This window comes from Streptomyces sp. ISL-99, assembly GCF_018614005.1.
Lineage (GTDB): Bacteria > Actinomycetota > Actinomycetes > Streptomycetales > Streptomycetaceae > Streptomyces > Streptomyces flavidovirens.
In genome coordinates this window covers 18,234-39,804 of sequence record NZ_JAGGPC010000031.1, presented here as the reverse complement: position 1 = coordinate 39,804, position 21,571 = coordinate 18,234, and the positions used below count along the sequence as shown (strand labels likewise).

General features: G+C 68.8%; 19 protein-coding genes, 1 pseudogene and 1 riboswitch. Of the genes and pseudogenes, 12 read left to right on the top strand and 8 right to left on the bottom strand.

All coding sequences use genetic code 11. The features are described from left to right. Positions 1-56 precede the first annotated feature (56 nt). Positions 57-1,253, bottom strand: coding sequence for an RNA-guided endonuclease TnpB family protein (locus tag J7E91_RS19795; protein ID WP_214906575.1), 1,197 nt, complete (start codon positions 1,251-1,253; stop codon positions 57-59). Positions 1,254-1,287: 34 nt separating this feature from the next. On the opposite strand from J7E91_RS19795, the gene J7E91_RS19790 reads away from it, so the two are divergent. From J7E91_RS19790 to J7E91_RS19780, 3 genes are all read left to right on the top strand, one after another. After that, entirely contained in the window at positions 1,288-1,521 is a 234-nt protein-coding gene (locus J7E91_RS19790) for a UBP-type zinc finger domain-containing protein (protein WP_214906573.1), read from the top strand. 236 nt (positions 1,522-1,757) lie between these two features. Further along, positions 1,758-2,171 carry an anti-sigma regulatory factor gene (locus tag J7E91_RS19785; protein ID WP_028811722.1) on the top strand — a complete coding sequence of 138 codons (414 nt, stop codon included), beginning with the start codon at positions 1,758-1,760 and terminating at the stop codon, positions 2,169-2,171. Beyond that, positions 2,168-3,238 carry an RNA polymerase sigma factor SigF gene (locus J7E91_RS19780; protein WP_214906571.1) on the top strand — a complete coding sequence of 357 codons (1,071 nt, stop codon included), beginning with the start codon at positions 2,168-2,170 and terminating at the stop codon, positions 3,236-3,238. The genes J7E91_RS19785 and J7E91_RS19780 overlap by 4 nt, the downstream gene beginning before the upstream one ends. Before the next feature lie 72 nt (positions 3,239-3,310). Here the strand turns inward: J7E91_RS19780 and J7E91_RS19775 are convergent, their stop codons facing one another. Next, entirely contained in the window at positions 3,311-3,742 is a 432-nt protein-coding gene (locus J7E91_RS19775; protein ID WP_214906569.1) for a hypothetical protein, read from the bottom strand. Positions 3,743-3,815: 73 nt separating this feature from the next. Between J7E91_RS19775 and J7E91_RS19770 the strand changes: the two genes are divergently transcribed. Continuing rightward, the gene (locus tag J7E91_RS19770) at positions 3,816-4,784 is read left to right on the top strand and encodes a diacylglycerol kinase family protein (RefSeq protein ID WP_214906567.1); all 969 of its coding nucleotides are present in this window, start codon (positions 3,816-3,818) and stop codon (positions 4,782-4,784) included. 317 nt (positions 4,785-5,101) lie between these two features. After that, positions 5,102-5,359, top strand: coding sequence for a WhiB family transcriptional regulator (locus J7E91_RS19765; RefSeq protein ID WP_004937597.1), 258 nt, complete (start codon positions 5,102-5,104; stop codon positions 5,357-5,359). A gap of 211 nt (positions 5,360-5,570) precedes the next feature. Here the strand turns inward: J7E91_RS19765 and J7E91_RS19760 are convergent, their stop codons facing one another. Continuing rightward, positions 5,571-7,037 (bottom strand): sensor histidine kinase, encoded by a 1,467-nt coding sequence (locus tag J7E91_RS19760; RefSeq protein WP_214906651.1) that lies wholly within the window; start codon positions 7,035-7,037, stop codon positions 5,571-5,573. Positions 7,038-7,560: 523 nt separating this feature from the next. On the opposite strand from J7E91_RS19760, the gene nagB reads away from it, so the two are divergent. After that, entirely contained in the window at positions 7,561-8,346 is a 786-nt protein-coding gene (gene nagB, locus J7E91_RS19755) for a glucosamine-6-phosphate deaminase (RefSeq protein WP_214906565.1), read from the top strand. Positions 8,347-8,418: 72 nt separating this feature from the next. On the opposite strand, the gene J7E91_RS19750 is transcribed toward nagB, so the two are convergent. The 4 genes from J7E91_RS19750 to J7E91_RS19735 all read right to left on the bottom strand — a co-directional run bounded on the left by J7E91_RS19750 (position 8,419) and on the right by J7E91_RS19735 (position 13,207). Next, the gene (locus J7E91_RS19750) at positions 8,419-9,957 is read right to left on the bottom strand and encodes a glycoside hydrolase family 3 protein (protein WP_214906563.1); all 1,539 of its coding nucleotides are present in this window, start codon (positions 9,955-9,957) and stop codon (positions 8,419-8,421) included. Between the two features lie 7 nt (positions 9,958-9,964). Further along, complete coding sequence (locus tag J7E91_RS19745; RefSeq protein ID WP_214906561.1) at positions 9,965-10,843, bottom strand: carbohydrate ABC transporter permease; 879 nt, start codon at positions 10,841-10,843, stop codon at positions 9,965-9,967. Then, the gene (locus J7E91_RS19740; RefSeq protein ID WP_214906559.1) at positions 10,840-11,847 is read right to left on the bottom strand and encodes a carbohydrate ABC transporter permease; all 1,008 of its coding nucleotides are present in this window, start codon (positions 11,845-11,847) and stop codon (positions 10,840-10,842) included. Before J7E91_RS19740 ends, J7E91_RS19745 begins: the two co-directional genes overlap by 4 nt. 79 nt (positions 11,848-11,926) lie before the next feature. Further along, positions 11,927-13,207: an extracellular solute-binding protein gene (locus J7E91_RS19735; RefSeq protein ID WP_214906557.1), complete on the bottom strand. Its 1,281-nt coding sequence runs from the start codon at positions 13,205-13,207 to the stop codon at positions 11,927-11,929. Between the two features lie 284 nt (positions 13,208-13,491). Here J7E91_RS19735 and J7E91_RS19730 point away from each other — a divergent pair, with 284 nt between their 5' ends. The 5 genes from J7E91_RS19730 (at position 13,492) to J7E91_RS19710 (ending at position 20,709) form a co-directional block, all read left to right on the top strand. Next, entirely contained in the window at positions 13,492-14,259 is a 768-nt protein-coding gene (locus J7E91_RS19730; RefSeq protein ID WP_214906555.1) for a GntR family transcriptional regulator, read from the top strand. A 168-nt stretch (positions 14,260-14,427) separates the two neighbouring features. Next, positions 14,428-16,647, top strand: a complete 2,220-nt coding sequence (locus tag J7E91_RS19725) for a carbon starvation CstA family protein (protein ID WP_214906553.1) — start codon at positions 14,428-14,430, stop codon at positions 16,645-16,647. Next, positions 16,644-16,847: a YbdD/YjiX family protein gene (locus tag J7E91_RS19720; protein WP_214906551.1), complete on the top strand. Its 204-nt coding sequence runs from the start codon at positions 16,644-16,646 to the stop codon at positions 16,845-16,847. The genes J7E91_RS19725 and J7E91_RS19720 overlap by 4 nt, the downstream gene beginning before the upstream one ends. A gap of 153 nt (positions 16,848-17,000) precedes the next feature. Continuing rightward, a riboswitch (cobalamin riboswitch) is annotated at positions 17,001-17,132 on the top strand. Positions 17,133-17,278: 146 nt separating this feature from the next. Continuing rightward, on the top strand, positions 17,279-19,693 hold the full coding sequence (locus J7E91_RS19715) for a ribonucleoside-diphosphate reductase subunit alpha (RefSeq protein ID WP_214906549.1): 2,415 nt from the start codon (positions 17,279-17,281) through the stop codon (positions 19,691-19,693). Beyond that, a complete protein-coding gene (locus tag J7E91_RS19710) occupies positions 19,693-20,709 on the top strand; it encodes a ribonucleotide-diphosphate reductase subunit beta (RefSeq protein ID WP_214906547.1) in 1,017 nt (338 codons plus the stop codon). Before J7E91_RS19715 ends, J7E91_RS19710 begins: the two co-directional genes overlap by 1 nt. Before the next feature lie 6 nt (positions 20,710-20,715). On the opposite strand, the gene J7E91_RS36075 is transcribed toward J7E91_RS19710, so the two are convergent. Then, a complete protein-coding gene (locus tag J7E91_RS36075; protein ID WP_308376797.1) occupies positions 20,716-21,210 on the bottom strand; it encodes a transposase in 495 nt (164 codons plus the stop codon). A gap of 110 nt (positions 21,211-21,320) precedes the next feature. On the opposite strand from J7E91_RS36075, the pseudogene J7E91_RS37345 reads away from it, so the two are divergent. Further along, positions 21,321-21,464, top strand: a pseudogene (locus J7E91_RS37345) (transcriptional regulator); the annotation flags it as partial. Between the last annotated feature and the right edge of the window lie 107 nt (positions 21,465-21,571).

The following is a 21,571-nucleotide window of genomic DNA, read 5'->3' as shown; positions in this document are numbered from 1 at the left end:
GCCGCGCGTAACCTGGCCATCTTGACCTCCTCCCCCTCGTGAACGAGGGGAATTCCTCACTTCGCAGTGAGGGTTTCCTGCTTCGCGGCCGGTTGCCTCGTCCGGGAGGTCTCCCGTTGAGGTCTTACACCAGCTCCACAGGCTGTGACCGCCAGTCCGGCGGCCAGAATGTTGCATGCCGCGTTGATGTCGCGGTCATGCGTGGTGCCACAGTCACACGTCCACGCGCGGAGGTTCAACGGCAGCTTCTCCCGGATGGTGCCGCATGCGGAGCACAGCCTGGTGGAGGGAAACCAGCGGTCGATGGCGACCAGGTTCCTTCCGTACCAGGCACACTTGTACTCCAGCATGGAGCGCATGTCGGTCCATGCCGCGTCCGAGATGGCGCGGGCCAGACTCCTGTTCTTGACCATGTTGCGCACGGTCAGGTCCTCGATCACGATCGTTTGGTTTTCACGAACGAGCCGAGTGGTGAGCTGGTGCAGGAAGTCCCGGCGCCGGTCGGCGATCCGGGCGTGGATCTTGGCGGCCTTGAGGCGGGCCTTGTCCCGGTTGCGGGAGCCCTTCTCTTTCTTCGCCAGGACCCGCTGGGCCTTGGCCAGGCGTGCGCGGTCCCGGCGTTCATGTCGGGGGTTGGTGATCTTTTCTCCGGTGGAGAGCGTCACGAGACTGGTGATGCCCGCGTCGATGCCGACGGCGGTGTCCAGGACCGGCAGGGGTTTGACGGATGTGTCTTCGCACAGGATGGACACGAACCAGCGGCCCGCACTGTCCTGGGACACGGTCACCGTGGACGGCTCGACACCCTGCGGCAGGGGCCGGGACCACACGATGTTCAGCCGGTCCTGCATTTTCGCCAGCCTCAGCTCACCGCTGCGGTACGTGAACGCGGAGCGGGTGTACTCAGCCGACCTCCGGGTCTTCTTCTTCGACTTGAACCGGGGGTACTTCGCCCGGCCCTCAAAGAAGTTCGAGAACGCCCCTTGCAGATGCCGCAGCGTCTGCTGCAGCGGCACCGACGACACCTCGGACAGGAAGGCCAGCTCCTGGGTCTTCTTCCACTGGGTGAGCATCACCGAGGTGGCGTTGTAGTTGATGCGCTCCTGGCGCTGGTACCACGCCACCGTGCGGGCTTCGAGTGCCAGGTTGTAGACCTTGCGAACACACCCGAACGTGCGCGACAGCTCCGCTGCCTGCTCGCTCGTGGGGTGAAAGCGGTACTTGAACGCCCGCTTCACCTGCTCCGGTTTCACATCTCACAAACTATCAGAGTTGTTCGTGAGCCGAATGCCCAAGACTGAGCCGGTCCCACTGAGCGACACCTGCCCGGAGTGCCTGGCGGTCGGCAGTCATCCCGTACAGCTGCGGCTGTGCCTGGAATGCGGGCACGTGGGGTGCTGCGACTCGTCGCCGTTCCGGCACGCGTCCGCGCACGCCAAGGAAACGGGCCATCCGGTGGTGCGCAGCTACGAGGCGGGGGACAACTGGCGCTGGTGTTACGAGGACGGTTCGATCGTCTGACGTGTGGGTACGTCAACCCGGCGCCGGTTGTTTCCAATTGGGTGCCGCAGACCCCTAGCCACTGTGCGTACTCATGTGCTTACCATGAGTGACAGTCTGGGGTGGGGGCCCCGGCGACAGGGCAGAATGGATCGCGATAGCGTCACCGGCGAACGACGTAACGACGTACCGCGTGGCTTCGGGGGGCACTGCCTCCCGGACCCCCCGAAAGAGCTTGTGCCACCTTGGAGGTGAGGGTGTCCCAGATCGCAGGCGAGCCCGGGACCCAGGACTTCGTGGAAGTCCGGCTGCCCGCTGCAGGTGCCTATCTGTCCGTGCTGCGTACGGCCACGGCCGGACTCGCGGCGCGCTTGGACTTCACCCTCGACGAGATCGAGGATCTGCGCATCGCGGTCGACGAGGCCTGCGCGATCCTGCTTCAGCAGGCCGTGCCCGGGTCCGTTCTCAGCTGTGTCTTCCGGCTCGTCGAAGACTCACTCGACGTCACGGTCTCGGCCCCCACCACGGACGGACGCGCACCGGAGCGCGACACCTTCGCCTGGACGGTGCTCTCGGCACTGGCGGGCAAGGTCGATTCGACGGTCGCGGAGGACCGTACGGTCACCATCAGCCTGTACAAACAGCGCGGCGCGGGACCCGGGCCGGCGTGAGGAACGGGGACGGGCCGGTGCGCAACGAGGAGCTCAGCCCACAGGCGCCGACGGGACGGCGCGCGGTTCCGGCCGGGGAAGCCGGGCCGACGCCCGTACCCGCGGGCTTCCCTGAGCAGCAGGCCCGGCCCCACCCGGTCGACGGGCCGGTGGCCGACGGGCCGGTGGTCGAGGGACCGGTGGTCGAGGGACCGGTGGACGGCCTGGTGGGCACGATGGCGGCGGAGCAGGCAGATCGGGCGGGCCATATGAGCGAGCACGGACAGCACTCCACGGAGACGGAGACGGAGCGCGAGCACGGGCGCCACGATCCGCACGACCGCAGTGGAGCACGCGCGCTGTTCATCGAGCTGCGCAAGCTGCCGGACGGATCGCCCGAGAAGGCGGAGCTGCGCAACCGGCTGGTGCGCATGCACCTGCCGCTGGTCGAGCACCTGGCGCGCCGCTTCCGCAACCGCGGGGAGCCGCTCGACGATCTCACGCAGGTCGCCACGATCGGTCTGATCAAGTCCGTGGACCGGTTCGATCCGGAGCGCGGCGTCGAGTTCTCGACGTACGCGACGCCGACCGTCGTCGGTGAGATCAAGCGGCACTTCCGCGACAAGGGCTGGGCGGTCCGGGTTCCCCGGCGTCTCCAGGAGCTGCGTCTGTCCCTGACGACGGCCACCGCCGAGCTCTCCCAGCAGCACGGCCGCTCCCCGACCGTGCACGAGCTGGCCGAGCGCCTGGGCATCTCCGAGGAGGAGGTCCTGGAGGGCCTGGAGTCCGCCAACGCGTACAGCACGCTGTCGCTGGACGTGCCGGACACCGACGACGAGTCCCCGGCGGTCGCGGACACGCTGGGCTCCGAGGACGAGGCGCTGGAAGGCGTCGAGTACCGGGAGTCGCTGAAGCCGCTCCTCGAAGACCTTCCGCCGCGCGAGAAGCGCATCCTGCTGCTGCGCTTCTTCGGCAACATGACGCAGTCGCAGATCGCGCAGGAGGTGGGCATCTCCCAGATGCACGTCTCCCGGCTGCTGGCGCGCACGCTGGCTCAGCTCCGCGAAAAGCTTCTGGTCGAGGAGTAGTCGAGGAGTAACAGGAGTAAGCGGTAAGCCGTACGGCATCCGCGGTGACCGCCCTGCCCCGCGCCGCTGTCGTTATGCGTCGCGGGGACCGCGGATGCCCAGCGCCCGGTTCGTCTCGGGGTTGACCAGCAGGACCAGCGACGCCACAGCCACCGCCGCGAGCACGACGCCGGCGGGGATCAGCAGGGAGCCCTCGGAGCGCAGCAGCGTCCAGGCCACCGGCAGCGCCATGATCTGCGTGATGATCGCTGGCCCCCGGCTCCACGCGCGGCACTTGAGCAGCCCCCGCGCGGCCAGCAGCGGCAGCAGCGCCAGGACGATCAGCGTCAGGCCGCCCATCTCCGCCTGCTCCGGCTTGTCGGGGCTGCCGAGCAGCCCCATCACGAGCATGTACACGCCACCGGCCACCAGGGCCAGGCCCTCCAGCGCGGCGAGGCCCGCGGCGGCGGTCAGCCGGTTGGGGCGGGGGGCGGCAGCGGGTCCGGGAGTCTGCTCATTGCTCACCCCAGCAGCGTAACCGCCTGCCCCGGCGGACCAGGTCTGGGCCACGTACGCCCTACTGGGTAGTCTGGCGCTCATGCGTGCACTCCTCGTGGTCAATCCGGCAGCTACCACCACCAGCGCACGCACCCGTGACGTCCTGATCCACGCCCTCGCCAGCGAGATGAAGCTGGAAGTGGTGACGACCGAGTACCGCGGGCACGCCCGTGATCTGGGCCGGCGGGCGGCACAGAGCAAGGACATAGAGCTGGTCGTGGCGCTCGGCGGCGATGGCACGGTCAACGAGGTCGTCAACGGTCTCCTCCACGAGGGCCCGGACCCGGAGAGGCTGCCGCGCCTCGCCGTCGTACCAGGCGGTTCCACGAACGTCTTCGCGCGCGCCCTGGGTATCCCCAATGACGCGGTCGAGGCGACCGGCGCCATCCTGGACGCGCTGAGCACGCGCAGTGAGCGCACGGTCGGTCTCGGCCTTGCGGCGGGTACCCCGGGTACGGAGGACGAATCAGTCCCGGCCCGCTGGTTCACGTTCTGCGCGGGATTCGGCTTCGACGCGGGAGTGATCGGCAGAGTCGAGCAGCAACGGGAGCGCGGAAAACGTTCGACGCACGCCCTCTATGTGCGCCAGGTGGTACGCCAGTTCCTGACGGAACCGCACCGCCGGCAGGGTCTGATCACCCTGGAGCGCCCCGGTCACGACCCGGTCGAAGATCTTGTGCTGTCCATAGTCTGCAACACCTCTCCGTGGACCTACCTGGGCAATCGCCCGATGTACGCGTCCCCGGAGGCATCCTTCGACAAGGCTCTGGACGTGCTCGGACTGAGCAAGCTGTCCACCCCCGCCGTGGCCCGTTACGCCACCCAGTTGCTGACCTCGTCGCCCGAGCGCGGGCCGCATGGCAAACATGCGGTGACATTGCACGACCTGACCGACTTCACCTTGCATTCCAAGGCTCCGCTCCCCTTTCAGATGGACGGCGACCACCTCGGACTGCGTACTAGCGTGACGTTCACAGGCGTACGCCGTGCACTGCGTGTGATTGTGTGAGCGGAAGGCGCAAAAGTCCTTTAACTCGAACGTACGGGCTGGGTTACACCCCATAGAAGTACGGCTGTGACCTACCCGACACCGAGGAATCAAAAAAAACTTTCCGGAAGGGGTTGTATCCGCTGCCGAGGTTTGCGAATCTCTACATGGCGATCGGGACGGCCCGCAACACCAGCCTCCGCTGAAAGCCAGAACCCCTCCTCCACACAGGACCCACACCAGGCAACTGGCAGTCGGCCCTTCACTTGCGGGGGGATTCGTGAAAGCGTTCACATTCACAAGCAACGTGCTTGTAATACCAAGGAGAGGTAGCAGCCATGGACTGGCGTCACAACGCCGTTTGTCGTGAGGAAGACCCGGAGCTGTTCTTCCCCATCGGCAACACCGGTCCTGCGCTGCTGCAGATCGAGGAAGCCAAGGCCGTCTGCCGCCGCTGCCCCGTCATGGAGCAGTGCCTGCAGTGGGCGCTCGAGTCCGGCCAGGACTCCGGCGTCTGGGGTGGCCTCAGCGAGGACGAGCGCCGCGCGATGAAGCGCCGCGCCGCCCGCAACCGGGCGCGTAACGCGACCGCCTGAACCACCACCCCGCACGAGCCTGAGCTTGGCGGCGCGTACAGCGCGTACGCACCACCCGCCCCCGAGCCGCAGCGCGCAGTACCCCCGATGCGCTTAGCAACGTGAGCTTTGAGCCCCGGACCGTACCCTCGGTCCGGGGCTCGCCGCTTTTCCGCCCCGGACGGGAGGTCCTTGTCGGGCGTCTTTTGTCTGCGCGTTACTTGTCTGCGCGTTACTTGTCGGCGCGTACGGGAACGTCGAGTACGACCCGCGTGCCGCCCTCGGGACCCGGGACCATGTCGAAGGTCCCGCCCAATTCGCCTTCCACCAGCGTCCGTACGATCTGCAGCCCGAGGTTGCCGGTCCGCTTCGGGTCGAAGCCCTCGGGCAGTCCGCGGCCGTCGTCCTGGACGGTGATCAGCAGCCGGGCGTCCTTGCGGTCGCCGCCGCGCACGGCCGCCACCTCGACCGAACCGTGCTCCGCCGGCGCGAAGGCGTGTTCCAGCGCGTTCTGCAGGACCTCGGTGAGGACCATCGCCAGGGGCGTCGCGACCTCGGCGTCGAGTACGCCGAAGCGGCCCGTACGACGGCAGGCGACCTTGCCCGGCGAGATCTCGGCGACCATCGCGATCACCCGGTCGGCGATCTCGTCGAATTCGACCCGCTCGTCGAGGTTCTGCGAGAGCGTCTCGTGGACGATCGCGATCGACCCGACCCGGCGCACCGCCTCGTTGAGCGCCTCGCGGCCCTGCTCCGAGTCCATCCGGCGGGCCTGGAGCCGCAACAGCGCCGCCACCGTCTGCAGGTTGTTCTTCACCCGGTGGTGGATTTCCCGGATGGTCGCGTCCTTCGTGATCAACTCGCGTTCGCGGCGGCGCAGTTCCGTGACGTCCCGGCACAGTACGAGCGAGCCGATCCGGGTCCCCTTGGGCTTGAGCGGGATCGCGCGCAGCTGGATGACGCCGCTGTCCCCCTCGACCTCGGTCTCGCGCGGGGCGTAGCCGCTGGCCAGTTTGACCAGGGCTTCGTCCACCGGGCCGCGGGACGGGGCGAGTTCGGCAGTGGCCTGACCGAGGTGGTGTCCGACGAGGTCGGAGGCGAGGCCGAGCCGGTGGTACGCGGAGAGGGCGTTCGGTGACGCGTACTGGACGATGCCGTCCGCGTCGAGCCGGATCAGCCCGTCGCCGGCCCGCGGCGAGGCGTCCATGTCGACCTGCTGGGCGGGGAAGGGGAAGGACCCGGCGGCGATCATCTGGGCCAGGTCGGAGGCGCTCTGGAGGTACGTCAGCTCCAGACGGCTGGGGGTGCGTACGGTCAGCAGGTTCGTGTTGCGGGCGATGACGCCCAGTACGCGGCCTTCGCGGCGTACGGGAATCGACTCGACCCGGACCGGGACCTCCTCCCGCCACTCGGGGTCGCCCTCGCGCACGATCCGGCCCTCGTCGAGGGCGGCGTCGAGGAGGGGGCGACGGCCGCGCGGGACGAGGTGGCCGACCATGTCGTCCTGGTAGGAGGTGGGGCCGGTGTTGGGCCGCATCTGCGCGACGGAGACGTAACGCGTCCCGTCGAGGGTGGGGACCCACAGAACGAGGTCGGCGAAGGAGAGGTCGGAGAGCAGCTGCCACTCCGAGACCAGCAGATGGAGCCACTCGAGGTCGGTTTCACTCAGAGCGGTGTGCTGGCGGACGAGGTCGTTCATGGAGGGCACGTGTGCGAGCGTACCGCCGCTCGGGCGACCCCATGGCCGCGGCGCCTGGGAGGGACCCTCAGCCCTCCTGGCACCGCAGCCCGGAGCTTTCCCCAAGCTCTTAAGGAGCAGGGGATACCCCATTGACCGGGCGGGTGTGCGGTCCCGCGCGGCCGTAGGAGGCCACGGCGCAGTCAGGGCAGAGAGCGCCGGTACCTCGTTCCACCCTCCTGTGCGGGGAGGGAGGAGGCTTTACCTGTTCATTGTGGACTAGACCATCATCCCGTGTCTATGGCCGTGCCGTGCGGCCAAATTACCGGATCAGGCGATCAGGTGCCCGCGTCCGGCCAGGACGCTTGGCACGCGGCCCTCCGGCCTTGCCCGGATGGTCCAAAAAGGTGACGGCCGGCGCGTCCCGGCCGACCATGGAAATACGGGTGTCCGCACGGCGAAGACCACCTGGCGCGCGGCGCCCCCTCTGCTAGATTGGTCTATACCACAACCGGCTCCCCACTCTCAGATCGGCAGGCTCAGCGTGGAAGTTGTCATCGTTCCGGACGCCAAAGCGGGCGGCGAGCTCATCGCGGCGGCCATCGGCCGGCTGCTGAGCCACAAGCCCGGCGCGCTCCTCGGCGTGGCCACCGGTTCGTCCCCGCTGCCCATCTACGAGGCGCTGACGGCCAAGGTCCGCGCGGGCGAGGTCGACGCCTCGCGCGCCCGGATCTGCCAGCTCGACGAGTATGTCGGCCTGCCCGCCGGGCACCCCGAGTCGTACCGCTCCGTCGTGCTGCGCGAGGTCGTCGAGCCGCTCGGCCTGACCGAGGCGTCCTTCATGGGCCCCGACGGGTCCGCCGAGGACATCCAGGCCGCGTGCGAGGCGTACGACCGCGCTCTCGGCGAGGCCGGCGGCGTGGACCTCCAGCTGCTCGGAATCGGCACCGACGGGCACATAGGCTTCAACGAGCCGTGCTCCTCGCTCGCCTCCCGCACCCGCATCAAGACGCTGACGGAGCAGACCCGCGTCGACAACGCGCGCTTCTTCGACAACGACATCGACCAGGTGCCTCACCACGTCATCACGCAGGGCATCGGCACCATCCTGGAGGCCCGCCACCTGGTGCTGCTCGCCACCGGCGAGGGCAAGGCCGAGGCCGTGGCACAGACCGTCGAGGGTCCGGTGGCCGCGCTGGTTCCGGCCTCCGCGCTCCAGCTGCACCCGCACGCGACGGTCGTCGTCGACGAGGCGGCGGCGTCGAAGCTGAAGCTCGCCGACTACTTCCGCGCCACGTACGCCGCCAAGCCTGCCTGGCAGGGCCTGTAGAGACCTGGCAAAGCCTGCAGAGAACGGTGCCGGGGTCCCCCCAGTGGACCCCGGCACCTTTTCGTTCGTGGGTCAGACGCCGGCGATGACCTCGGCGGCGGCCCGACCGCACACCCGGGCGGCGCCGTGCGTCGCGATGTACAGGGCTCCGCGCGACTGCGCCTGCGGCACGCCCATCTCCACCACGATCGTGTCCGGCCGGGCGGCGGTCAGCGTCTCCAGCGCGACCGCCATCCACGGATGGCGGTGGGCATCGCGTACGACCGCGACGATGCGGCGGTCCCCGGCGGCCCCGGTCACCTGCTCCGGCGTGGAGTTCTCACTGCTGTACGTGCCCGTCGCGGTGCCCGGCAGCAGGCGCGCCAGCTCGGCGGCCACACCCCAGGGCGTCTCGTCGCCGACGGCGATGTTCGCGACAGGGGAGAAGGAAGCGACGTACGGGGCAGAAGTGACGGGCTCGAAGCCGGCGCTCCGCGTGATCCGCAGGGCCCGCCGCGCGGCCACCAGTCCGACCTCGCCACGCGGGCCCGCGCCGGTGCCGGGCGCGGTCCCCTCCTGTGAAGCCGCGCCCGGCCCGGAGGCCCCCCGGGCCCCCCTGGTCCGCTGCGTCCAGCCCGCGAGCGCGCGCACCCGCGCGGCCGCGTCGGCCAGCCGTTCCTCCGGCAGTACGCCGCTGCGAACCGCCGCGACCAGCGCGTCGCGCAGCCGCAGGACGGTCTCGTCGTCCGCCAGCCCGCCGCCGACACAGATCGCGTCGGCGCCCGCGGCGATCGCCAGGACACTGCCGCGCTCGATGCCGTACGTCGCGGAGATCGCCTGCATCTCCATGCCGTCGGTAATGATCAGCCCGTCGTAGCCGAGCTCCTCGCGCAGCAGACCGGTGAGGATCTGCGGGCTCAGAGTGGCCGGACGGGACGGATCGAGCGCAGGGAGCAGGATATGCGCGCTCATGACAGATTTGGAGCCCGCCGCGATCGCGGCCCGGAAAGGCACCAGCTCACGGGCGTGCAGTGTGTCCAAGTCCACGTCGATGCGGGGCAGTGCGTGGTGCGAGTCGACGGCGGTGTCGCCGTGGCCCGGGAAGTGCTTGGTGCAGGCGGCGACGCCGGAGGCCTGGAGGCCTTGGACGTACGCCGCGGTGTGCCGGGCCACAAGCTGGGGATCGGCGCCGAAGGAACGTACGCCGATGACCGGATTGCCCGGGTCGGAGTTGACGTCGGCGGACGGAGCCCAGTTGAGGTTGACGCCGCATTCGGCAAGTCTGCGGCCGAGTTCGCGGGCGACCTCCCTGGTCAGGTCGGTGTCGTCGACGGCGCCGAGTGCGAGGTTGCCGGGGAACGAGGAGCCTCTGCGGACCTCCAGGCGGGTGACGTCACCGCCCTCCTCGTCGATCGCGACGAGCACGTCGTCACGCTCGGCGCGCAACCGCGCCGTGAGCGCGGCCAGTTGCGCCGGGGAGGCGATGTTGCGGCCGAACAGGCCGACCGAGGTCAGGCCCTCGCCGACGCGGCGCAGCAGCCAGTCGGGGGCGGTGGCGCCCTCGAAGCCGGGCTGGAGGACCGCCAGGGCGTCGCGGGTCAGTGTGTCCGTACGGCTTACGAGTGTCGTCATGGCGGCGTTATCCCTTCACTGCGCCGGCCGTCAGACCTGCGGCCATCTTGCGCTGGACGAGGAGGAAGAGGATCACGATGGGGACGGCCATCATCGTGGCGCCGGCCATCATCGGGGCGTACTCGGTTCCGTGCTTGGTGGTGAAGTTGCCGAGCCAGACGGTGGCTGTCTGGTTCTGCTGGCTCATCAGCATCAGCGCGTACAGGTACTCGTTCCACGCCTGGATGAATCCGTAGACGGAGGTGGCGACCATTCCGGGGGCGAGCAGCGGGAAGACGACCCGGAGGAACGCCCCGGAGCGCGTGCAGCCGTCGACCATGGCCGCCTCCTCCAGCTCCTTGGGGATGTTGACGATGAAGCCGCGCAGCGTCCACACGGTGAAGGGAAGGATGAAGGTCAGGTACGTGACGATCAAACCGGTGATCTTGTCGTACTGGCCGAACTCGTTCAGGAGCAGGAAGACCGGGATGATCATGGCGACCAGCGGAACCATCTGGACCGCGAGGATGCCGACGATCACGATCTTGCGGCCCCGGAAGGCGAACCGCGAGATGGCGAGCGCGGCGAGCATGCCGACCACGATGCCGATGACGACCACGACGGAGGAGACGGCCAGGCTGCGCCCGACCGGTCCCCAGAAGTCCGCGACGTCGAAAGCCCGCCTGAAGTTCTCCAGCGTGAACGGGCTGGGGAAGAACTGCGGGTTGGGGTCGATCGCGTCCTTGGCGGGCTTGAACGCCGTGTTGAGCATCCAGTAGACCGGGAAGCCCATGACGACGAAGACCAGGAGGCCGACGGCGTTCCAGCCGGACTTGCCCCTCCCGCCCTTGCGGGGGCGCCTTTGGGGACTGTGGACGCCGGCGGGAGCCGCGGTGGTCGAGGTCACTCCACCTCTCCGATCTTGAGCATCTGACGCATGTAGACGGCCACCACGCCCAGCAGCAGCAACACGGTGACCAGGGCGATCGCGGAGCCGCCGGAGTAGTCGTTGACGACGAACGCCTTCTGGTACGAGTACGTCGTGAGCAGCTGGAACTCGGCTTCGGGGTTACCGCCCCGCATCACGAAGACCTGCGGGAAGACGCCCATGTCCCAGATCACCGAGAGAGTGGTCAGCATGACGAGGATGGGTTTGAGGATCGGCAGGGTGACCCAGCGGAAGACACCCCAGGCACCGGCTCCGTCGAGGCGGGCGGCCTCTTCCATCTCCTTGGGAACCTGGGTGAGTCCGGCGCTCAGTGTGATCACGACGAAGGGCACGGCGCCCCATACGACCAGCAGTGTGATGACGGCGAGGCCCTGCGGGCCGCTGGCGAACCAGTTGTGGCCCACCATCTCGACTCCGGGCAGGGTGCTCAGCAGCCAGTTGAGTACGCCGTAATCGGTGTCGAAGATCCACTTGAAGATGGCGGTGGCGACGATGATGGGCATGCCCCAGCTCGCCACCAGGGCGATGCTGATGAGTGCCTTGACCCAGCCGGACACCCGCTGCATGAGCAGGGCGATCAGCATGCCGAGCACCATGGTGAGGATGACGGCGCCGGCCGTGAAACCGATGGTCCGTACGACGACCGCCCAGAACTCGCCGTCTCCCAGGATGGCGTTGAAGTTCTTCAGGCCGACCCACTCGGCGTCCTTGAAGCCCCACAGCTCCGATTTGCCGAAGCTCTGGAAGGAGAGCGTCACCAGCCGTACCAGCGGATAGCCCATGACGAGCACGATGACCAGCAGACAGGGAGCGAGCAGTGCCCACGGCACAGCGGCTCCGCCCGCGGACGGTTTCCTGGCCGGCTTTCCTGGGGCTTCCGCCGGGCCCCCCGCCCCGGTCCGCGGTGATGGCGACGGCCGCGTCGGCGGCACCTTGGCGGTGGTTGTCTCTGCGGCACTCATCGCGCGCTCCTCACAGCTCCCTCTCCTACTGCGGGCGGGCAGGGCCCCGCCGAACCGGCGAAGCCCTGCCCGCTGAAGGTCACTTGGTGTTGATGACCTTGTCGATCTCGGCGTCGGCGGCCTTCGCGGCGGCCTCGACCGACTTCTTGCCGGTGCCGATCTCCTTGAGCATGGTCTGGAGAATCTTGGCCTTCTCGACCTGGCCCCATCCGGGAGCGGTGGGGACGAACCAGCTGGACGCGGCGGCGGTGGCCGGGACAGCGGTGGCCGGGTCCGACTTCAGGGGCTCCAGGTCCGTCTTGTTGTTGGGGAGGTTGCCCTTGGCGATGAGGCCCTTCTGGCCCTTGGCGCCGGTGAACGCGTTGATCCACTCACCCGCGACGGCCTGGGCGTCGGACTTGACCGGGATGGCCAGGTCGGAGCCGCCGAGGAAGACCGGGAGGTTCTTGCCGGACGGGCCGGGCATCACGAAGCTCTCGATCTTGTCGGCCAGTTTGCCGACCTTGTCGTTCTTCGGGTCGGCGGCGGTCCCGCCCTCCCACGCGGCGGCGAACATCGTCGCGGCCTTGCCCTGGCCGAAGACGATCGGGCGGTCGGCCTCGTCCTTGGTCTTGTCGGCGTGCATGTACCTGTCGAGGATCTTCTTGTACTCGGCCAGGCCCTTGAGGGACTCCGGCGAGGACAGGTTGGACTTCCACCGGTCGCCGTCCTGCTCGGCGATGGAGCCGCCGGCGTCGTAGACGAACGACATGGCCGCGTACCAGTCGGGCGACGGCTGGTACCAGGCGCTGAACTTGTCGCCCTTCTTCTCCTGGATCTTGTCCAGGGCGGAGGTGAGCTCCTTGTACGTCTTCGGCGTGGCCTTCACGCCCGCGTCGGCGGCGATGTCCTTGCGCCAGGTGCCCACGCGGCCACCGGCGTAGTACGGCACACCGTAGGTCTTGCCCTCATAGGTGACGGACAGTTTGAGGCCGTCCAGCCAGTCGCCCGACTTGTCGAACTTCGACGGGTCGACCTCGGCGAAGGCGCCGGTGGCCATGTAGCCGACCATCTCGGAGTTGCCCATCTCGACGACGTCCGGAGCCTTGTCCGTGGCGAGTACGGCGTCGAGCTTGGCGTTCTTGTCCGGCCAGCCGTAGTACTCGTGCTTGATCTTGATGCCCGGGTACTTCTTGGCGATCGCGTCGTCGGCCGCCTCGACCAGTTCGGGCCAGTTGTTCTGGGCGTCGACCGTGAGCCAGACCGTGAGCTCCTTGGGCTTCGCCTCGTCGCCACCGCCCGTGCTGCCCGAGTCGCCACACGCCGCGATGCCGACCATCATGCCCGCGACGCCTATCGCCGCGATGAGCTTGCGCTTCACGCCACCCTCCTCAGGGATGCCTGCAACCCCCCTGCCCACCGCGAAGACTTACGACAAGTACTGCCCGGGGGTGGGACCTTGGCCTTTAATGGTTTAGACCAGCACCGGGAGCTTGGCCTAGACCTTTAGGGGTGTCAAGGGTGTATAAGAAGGGCTCTCGCGTCCGTTATCGGACCGACACCTGAGCAAGGGCGACGACCTGTGACGAGGCCGTGCCACCATGTGAGCCGCGACAGTCGGAGGAGCCGGTGACGGCAGCAGCACAGAAGTCGGGAAGGCGGGTCATGGCCACGGACGGGGGCGGCACGGAGGCCGAGGGCACGGCGGCGGCGACACGCACCGCGCGCGTGCCCAAGTACTACCGGCTCAAGCGGCACTTGCTGGAGATGACGGAAACCCTGCCGCCCGGGACGCCCGTACCGCCGGAGCGGACGCTGGCCGCCGAGTTCGACACCTCTCGTACGACGGTGCGCCAGGCGCTCCAGGAGCTGGTCGTCGAGGGGCGCCTGGAGCGGATCCAGGGCAAGGGCACGTTCGTCGCCAAGCCGAAGGTCTCGCAGGCGCTGCAACTCACGTCGTACACCGAGGACATGCGGGCGCAGGGCCTGGAGCCCACTTCCCAGCTCCTGGACATCGGTTACGTCACCGCCGACGACACGCTCGCCGGCCTGCTCGACATCTCGCCGGGCGGCCGGGTCCTGCGGATCGAGCGGCTGCGGCTGGCGAGCGGTGAGCCGATGGCGATCGAGACGACGCACCTGTCGGCGAAGCGCTTCCCGGCGCTGCGCCGCTCGCTCGTGAAGTACACCTCGCTCTACACGGCACTGGCCGAGGTGTACGACGTACGCCTGGCGGAGGCCGAGGAGACGATCGAGACGTCGCTGGCCACCCCGCGCGAGGCGGGTCTGCTCGGTACGGACGTGGGCCTGCCGATGCTGATGCTGTCCCGGCACTCGATCGACGGGAACGGCGAGCCGGTGGAGTGGGTGCGCTCGGTCTACCGCGGCGACCGCTACAAGTTCGTCGCCAATCTGAAGCGACCGACTGACTGAAGCGGCCGACGGACTGACGACCGGACAGGTGGCGTTCTGGTACGGCCCTGACCTGCAATGGTCGGGCCGTGTCCGTACCGATATGCGGACAGGGGGTTACGGACGACGGTCACAGGACCTAGATTTCGCGCACGTTACGAGAAAGATCGCGCGAGGGGACGGATCGTCATGCCGGAGTCGCAGTCGACAACGCCAGCCCAGAGACAACGGGCGCTGTCCCCGAAGTCGATCGCCGTATGGAGCGCCGTAGCGCTCGTCGGCGCCATCGCCTGGGCCGTACTCGCCCTCTCGCGCGGTGAAGAGGTCTCCGCAGCCTGGATGCTGGCGGCGGCCCTCGGCTCGTACGCCATCGCGTACCGCTTCTACTCGCGGTTCATCGCCAACCGCGTACTGAAGGTCGACAAGAACCGGGCCACCCCCGCCGAGCGGCTCGACAACGGCGTCGACTTCCACCCCACCGACCGCCGCGTCCTGTTCGGGCACCACTTCGCCGCCATCGCGGGCGCGGGCCCGCTGGTCGGCCCCGTACTCGCCGCGCAGATGGGCTACCTGCCCGGCACGATATGGATCATCGTCGGCGTCATACTCGCCGGCGCCGTCCAGGACATGGTGACGCTCTTCTTCTCCACCCGCCGCGACGGCCGTTCGCTCGGCCAGATGGCGCGTGACGAGATCGGGCCGTTCGGCGGCGCGGCCGCGCTGGTCGCGGTCTTCGCCATCATGATCATCCTGCTCGCGGTACTCGCCCTGGTCATCGTGAACGCGCTCGCGCACTCCCCGTGGGGCGTCTTCTCCATCGGCATGACCATCCCGATCGCCCTCTTCATGGGCGTCTACCTGCGCGTACTGCGTCCCGGCCGGGTCAGCGAGGTCTCGCTCATCGGCGTCGCGCTGCTGCTGCTCGCGATCGTCTCGGGCGGCTGGGTCGCGGAGTCCTCCTGGGCGGACACCTTCACGCTGGAGCCGGGCACGCTCGTCATCTGGATGATCATCTACGGCTTCCTCGCCTCGGTCCTCCCGGTCTGGCTGCTGCTGGCCCCGCGCGACTACCTCTCCACCTTCATGAAGGTCGGCACGATCGGGCTGCTGGCGCTCGGCGTCTTCATCGCCCTGCCGACGATGAAGATGCCGGCGGTCACCGACTTCGCGACCAGCGGCACGGGCCCCGTCTTCGCCGGCTCGATGTTCCCGTTCGTCTTCATCACCATCGCCTGCGGCGCCCTGTCCGGCTTCCACTCCCTGGTCTCTTCCGGCACCACGCCGAAGATGGTCCAGAAGGAGACGCAGATCCGGATGATCGGTTACGGCGCGATGCTGACCGAGTCGTTCGTCGCGGTGATGGCGATGATCACGGCGTGCATCATCGACCCCGGTCTGTACTTCGCCATCAACTCGCCGGCCGGCGTGATCGGGGACACCGTCCAGTCCGCGTCCCAGGCGGTGGGCAACCTCGGCTTCTCCATCTCCCCCGAGGTGCTGGCCCAGGCGGCGAAGGACGTCGAAGAGCAGAGCCTGCTGTCGCGCACGGGTGGCGCGCCGACCTTCGCGCTCGGCATGTCGGAGATCTTCTCCGCCGTCGTCGGCGGCACCGCGATGAAGGCGTTCTGGTACCACTTCGCGATCATGTTCGAGGCGCTGTTCATCCTCACCACGGTGGACGCCGGCACCCGCGTCGGGCGCTTCATGCTCCAGGACATGCTGGGCAACGTCTACAAGCCGTTCCGCCAGGTCAGCTGGAAGCCGGGCGTCTGGTTCGCCAGCGCGGTCGTCGTGGGCGGCTGGGGCTACTTCCTGTGGGTCGGCGTGCACGACCCGCTGGGCGGCATCAACCAGCTCTTCCCGCTGTTCGGCATCGCCAACCAGCTGCTGGCCGCCGTCGCCCTCGCCGTCTGCACCACACTCCTCGTCAAGTCCGGCCGCCTGAAGTGGGCCTGGGTCACGGCGGTTCCGCTCGCCTGGGACGTGGCGGTCACGCTCACCGCCAGCTGGCAGAAGATCTTCTCGGACGACGTGAAGGTCGGCTTCTTCGCCCAGCGCGACAAGTACCAGGCGGGCATCGACGCGGGCCAGGTCCTGCCGCCCGCCAAGAACATGGACCAGATGCACACCGTCGTCACCAACTCCACGGTCGACGGCGTGCTGTGCGCGCTCTTCGCGACCCTCATCGTGGTGGTACTCGCGGACGCCGGCCGGGTCTGCCTCAAGGCGATCCGCGAACCCGAGAGCGTCAAGCTCCACGAGGCGCCGTACGTCGAGTCCAAGCTCGTCGCCCCCGCGTCGATCATCGCGACGAAGGAGGAGAAGGCCGAACTCGTCGCCGCCGGCGTCGGCCCGGAGGGCGGCAACCGCAGGGAGGCCGCGCCGGCCGGGACGGGGACGCCCGAATGACTCTGGCGGACGTACGCCGCGCGGCGGGCCGTATCCGCTGGTACGTCCGCGAGCTGACCGGCGAGTCGGCGTACGACCGGTACGTGGCGCACGCGAGGTCCTGCGACCCCGGGGCCCCGGTCATGACCCGCCGCGCGTTCGAACGCAGCCGCACGGACGCCCGCGAGGCGGACCCCCGCGAGGGCTTCCGCTGCTGCTGAACGGTTCACACGGGCCGCCGCGACCCCTTCGGGGGATGCGGCGGCCCGATGGCGTACCCCGCACTGTGCGTTCCCGCCGCGTGCGGGGCTCCACCCTGGAGCAACAGCGGCGCGACGACACAACATCTGGGGGGTGCAACACCCAACCGCCCCCACATGTATGCTCATGCTCGCTGTCGCCGCAGGGGAATCCGGTGCGAATCCGGAACTGTCCCGCAACGGTGTGACCGGTGCGCTTTTGTGCACCCGGAAGTCCGAAGACCTGCCGACGGCGTATCCGGCTCGACCGAACCGGATACCGACACGTCCGGGCCTCGCGGTTGGGCCTGTGGATGCTACGCGGTGCGCCGCCGCCCCTCAGCGGTGACGTGCGCCCGTACGCCCCCACTCCTCCCCCCGCCGGCCCCGAGCCGAGCGAGGGAGAGCACCCCGTGACCATCGCGCCAGCCGATCCGGCAACTGCCACGGAATCGACGGAGCCGACGGAGTCGTCCGACGGGACCGAGGGAGCCGGAACCGCGCTCCTGCGGACCCTCACCGACCTCACCGCCGACCTTACCGACACCGACCCGGGCAGAGTCGCCGCGGCCGCCCTCCGCGGCCGCAACGCGGCGTCGGACGCGGCCGAGCTGCGGGGCCTCGCCACCGACGCCGCCGCCGGGCTGATCTCCGAGGACCCGGCGTACTCCCGCCTCGCGGCCCGCCTCCTGACCCGCACGATCCGCGACGAGGCGGCGACGCAGGGCGTCCGTACCTTCTCGGAGTCGGTCTCCGTCGGGCACCGCGAGGGCCTGATCGCCGACCGTACGGCCGACTTCGTGACCGCCCACGCGGCCCGCCTCGACGCGCTGATCGACCCGGCCGCCGACGACCGCTTCGGCTACTTCGGCCTGCGCACGGTCTACAGCCGCTACCTCCTGCGCCACCCGCTCACCCGTCAGGTGATCGAGACCCCGCAGCACTTCATGCTGCGCGTGGCGTCAGGACTGGCGAAGGACGACTCCGCCGCGGCCGCCGACGAGGTCGCCGCGCTCTACCGCCTGATGAGCCGCCTGGACTACCTGCCGTCCTCGCCGACGCTCTTCAACTCCGGTACGCGCCACCCGCAGATGTCCTCCTGCTACCTGCTGGACTCACCGCTCGACGAGCTCGACTCGATCTACGGCCGCTACCACGAGGTCGCGCGCCTCTCCAAGCACGCTGGCGGCATCGGCCTCTCGTACTCCCGCATCCGCGCCCGCGGCTCCCTGATCCGCGGCACGAACGGCCACTCCAACGGCATCGTCCCCTTCCTGCGCACCCTGGACTCGTCGGTCGCCGCCGTCAACCAGGGCGGCCGCCGCAAGGGCGCCGCCTGCGTCTACCTGGAGACCTGGCACGCGGACATCGAGGAGTTCCTTGAGCTCCGCGACAACACGGGTGAGGAGGCGCGGCGTACGCACAACCTGAACCTCGCGCACTGGATCCCCGACGAGTTCATGCGCCGTGTCGAGGCCGACGCCGACTGGTCGCTGTTCTCGCCGTCCGACGTACCCGAGCTGGTCGACCTGTGGGGCGACGCGTTCGACGCGGCGTACCGCAAGGCGGAGGCGGACGGTCTGGCCCGTACGACGATTCCCGCGCGCCAGCTCTACGGCCGGATGATGCGCACCCTGGCGCAGACCGGCAACGGCTGGATGACGTTCAAGGACGCGTCGAACCGTACGGCGAACCAGACGGCCGAGCCCGGCTCGGTGGTCCACTCCTCGAACCTCTGCACCGAGATCCTGGAGGTGACGGACGACGGCGAGACAGCTGTCTGCAACCTCGGCTCCGTCAACCTCGGTTCGTTCGTGTCGGGGAACGGCGAGATCGACTGGGAGCGGCTGGACGAGACCGTTCGTACGGCCGTCACCTTCCTCGACCGCGTCGTGGACATCAACTTCTACCCGACCGAGCAGGCCGGCCGCTCCAACGCCAAGTGGCGCCCGGTGGGCCTGGGCGCGATGGGCCTCCAGGACGTCTTCTTCAAGTTGCGCCTGCCCTTCGACTCCCCCGAGGCGCTCGCCCTCTCCACGCAGATCGCCGAGCGGATCATGCTCGCCGCGTACGAGGCGTCCTGCGACCTCGCCGAGGTCAGCGGCCCGCTCCCGGCGTGGGAGAAGACCCGCGCGGCGCGCGGCGTCCTGCACCCCGACCACTACGGCGTCGAGGTGACCTGGCCGGAGCGGTGGGACGCGCTGCGTGCCCGTATCGCCAAGACCGGAATGCGCAACTCCCTGCTCCTCGCGATCGCGCCGACCGCGACCATCGCGTCCATCGCGGGCGTGTACGAGTGCATCGAGCCGCAGGTCTCCAACCTCTTCAAGCGCGAGACGCTCAGCGGTGAATTCCTCCAGGTCAACGCCTACTTGGTGGAGGACCTGAAGAAGCTCGGCGTCTGGGACGCCCAGTCCCGCGAGGCGCTGCGCGAGTCGAGCGGTTCGGTGCAGGGCTTCAGCTGGATCCCGGCGGAAGTACGAGACCTCTACCGCACCGCGTGGGAGATCCCGCAGCGCGGACTGATCGACATGGCGGCGGCCCGTACGCCGTACCTCGACCAGTCGCAGTCCCTGAACCTCTTCCTGGAGACGCCGACCATCGGGAAGCTCTCCTCGATGTACGCGTACGCCTGGAAGAAGGGGCTGAAGACGACGTACTACCTGCGCTCGCGCCCCGCGACCCGCATCGCCCGCGCGGCCGGCTCCGGCGCGGCGGCCGCGGCCCCCATCCCCGTACAGCAGACCGCGCCCGCGTCAGCCGCTCCCGACGCGGACGCGATCGCCTGCTCCCTTGAGAACCCCGAGTCCTGCGAGGCGTGCCAGTAATGTCAACCAATCCTGACAAGAACCTTCTCGACCCGGGCTTCGAGCTGACCCTTCGCCCCATGCGCTACCCGGACTTCTACGAGCGCTACCGGGACGCGATCAAGAACACGTGGACGGTGGAGGAGGTCGACCTCCACTCGGACGTCGCCGACCTCGCCAAGCTCTCGCCCGGTGAGCAGCACATGATCGGCCGGCTGGTCGCGTTCTTCGCGACGGGCGACTCGATCGTCTCCAACAACCTGGTGCTGACTCTCTACAAGCACATCAACTCCCCCGAGGCGCGCCTCTACCTCTCGCGCCAGCTCTTCGAGGAGGCCGTGCACGTCCAGTTCTACTTGACGCTGCTCGACACCTACCTCCCCGACCCGGACGACCGCGCCGCCGCGTTCGACGCGGTGGAGGAGATCCCCTCGATCCGCGAGAAGGCGCAGTTCTGCTTCAAGTGGATGGACTCGGTCGAGAAGATCGACCGCCTGGAGACGCAGGCCGACCGCCGCCGCTTCCTGCTGAACCTGATCTGCTTCGCGGCGTGCATCGAGGGCCTGTTCTTCTACGGCGCGTTCGCGTACGTCTACTGGTTCCGCTCGCGGGGCCTGCTGCACGGCCTGGCGACCGGCACCAACTGGGTGTTCCGCGACGAGACCATGCACATGAACTTCGCGTTCGAGGTCGTCGACACCGTCCGCAAGGAGGAGCCGGAGCTCTTCGACGACGCCCTCCAGCAGCAGGTCACCGACATGCTGAAGGAGGCCGTCGAGGCGGAGCTCCAGTTCGGCCGCGACCTGTGCGGCGAGGGCCTGCCCGGCATGAACACCGAGTCGATGCGCGAGTACCTCCAGTGCGTCGCGGACCAGCGCCTGGAGCGCCTCGGCTTCCCGCCGGTGTACGGCTCCCAGAACCCGTTCTCCTTCATGGAGCTCCAGGGCGTGCAGGAGCTGACGAACTTCTTCGAGCGCCGCCCGTCGGCCTACCAGGTCGCGGTCGAGGGCTCGGTCGCCTTCGACGACGACTTCTAGACCGCCTCAGAGCGCCATCGGGCGCTCGCGCCTGGCGTCGTGGAGGACCGTGCCCCACCAGTACAGCTGGTCGAGCAGGACCTTCGCGGCGCCATTGGGCTCTTCGGGGTTCTTGAGGGTGCCGTCGGGGTTCCTGCTTCGCCGCGCTGTGCCGGGGACGAGCCCCGGTCTTACCTGCGCTCCACAGGCTGACACCGCCAGTCCGGCGGCCTTGGCGACATTGACCGCCGCGCTGATGTCTCTGTCCAGGGCAGCCCCGCAAGCCCCGCAAGCCCCGCAGGTCCATACACGTACGTGCAGGGGCTTGGGGCCGTTCTTGACGCCGCAGGCCGAGCAGACCTGAGAGGTGGGCTCGAAGCGTCCGATGCGGAAAACTTGCGCCCGTACAGCGCGGCCCTTGTACTCCAGCATCGCGACGAACGCGGACCATCCGGCATCGTGCACGGATTTGGCCAGACGCGTGCGGGCGAGTCCCTTGACCGCCAGGTCTTCCACAGCCACCGCCTGGTTCTCGCGAAAGACAGGTCTCCACCGGGGTGATCTTCCACCGCGCGTTTGCGGTAAAGCGGCCCCCGACCTTCGGATACGGCAGGCAACATACGTACTGGTCGAGGCTGGCGTACGAGACGCTCGAACTGCCCGCCGACGACGACCAGCGGTTGATCGTTCACCTCCCGGCCGACGACAGCACGTCCGCCGCGATGGACCGCCTCACCGGCCGCCGGCCGGGCGCGCTGCGGGCCGTTTCGGGCTGACGCGGGCGGGGGTTCTCGGCCTGCCTGAGCTGCCGGTCGATGCGGCGTTCCCGGGCGTGGCCGATGAACGACGGGAGGGTGAGGAGTACGAAGAGGACGAGGACTGC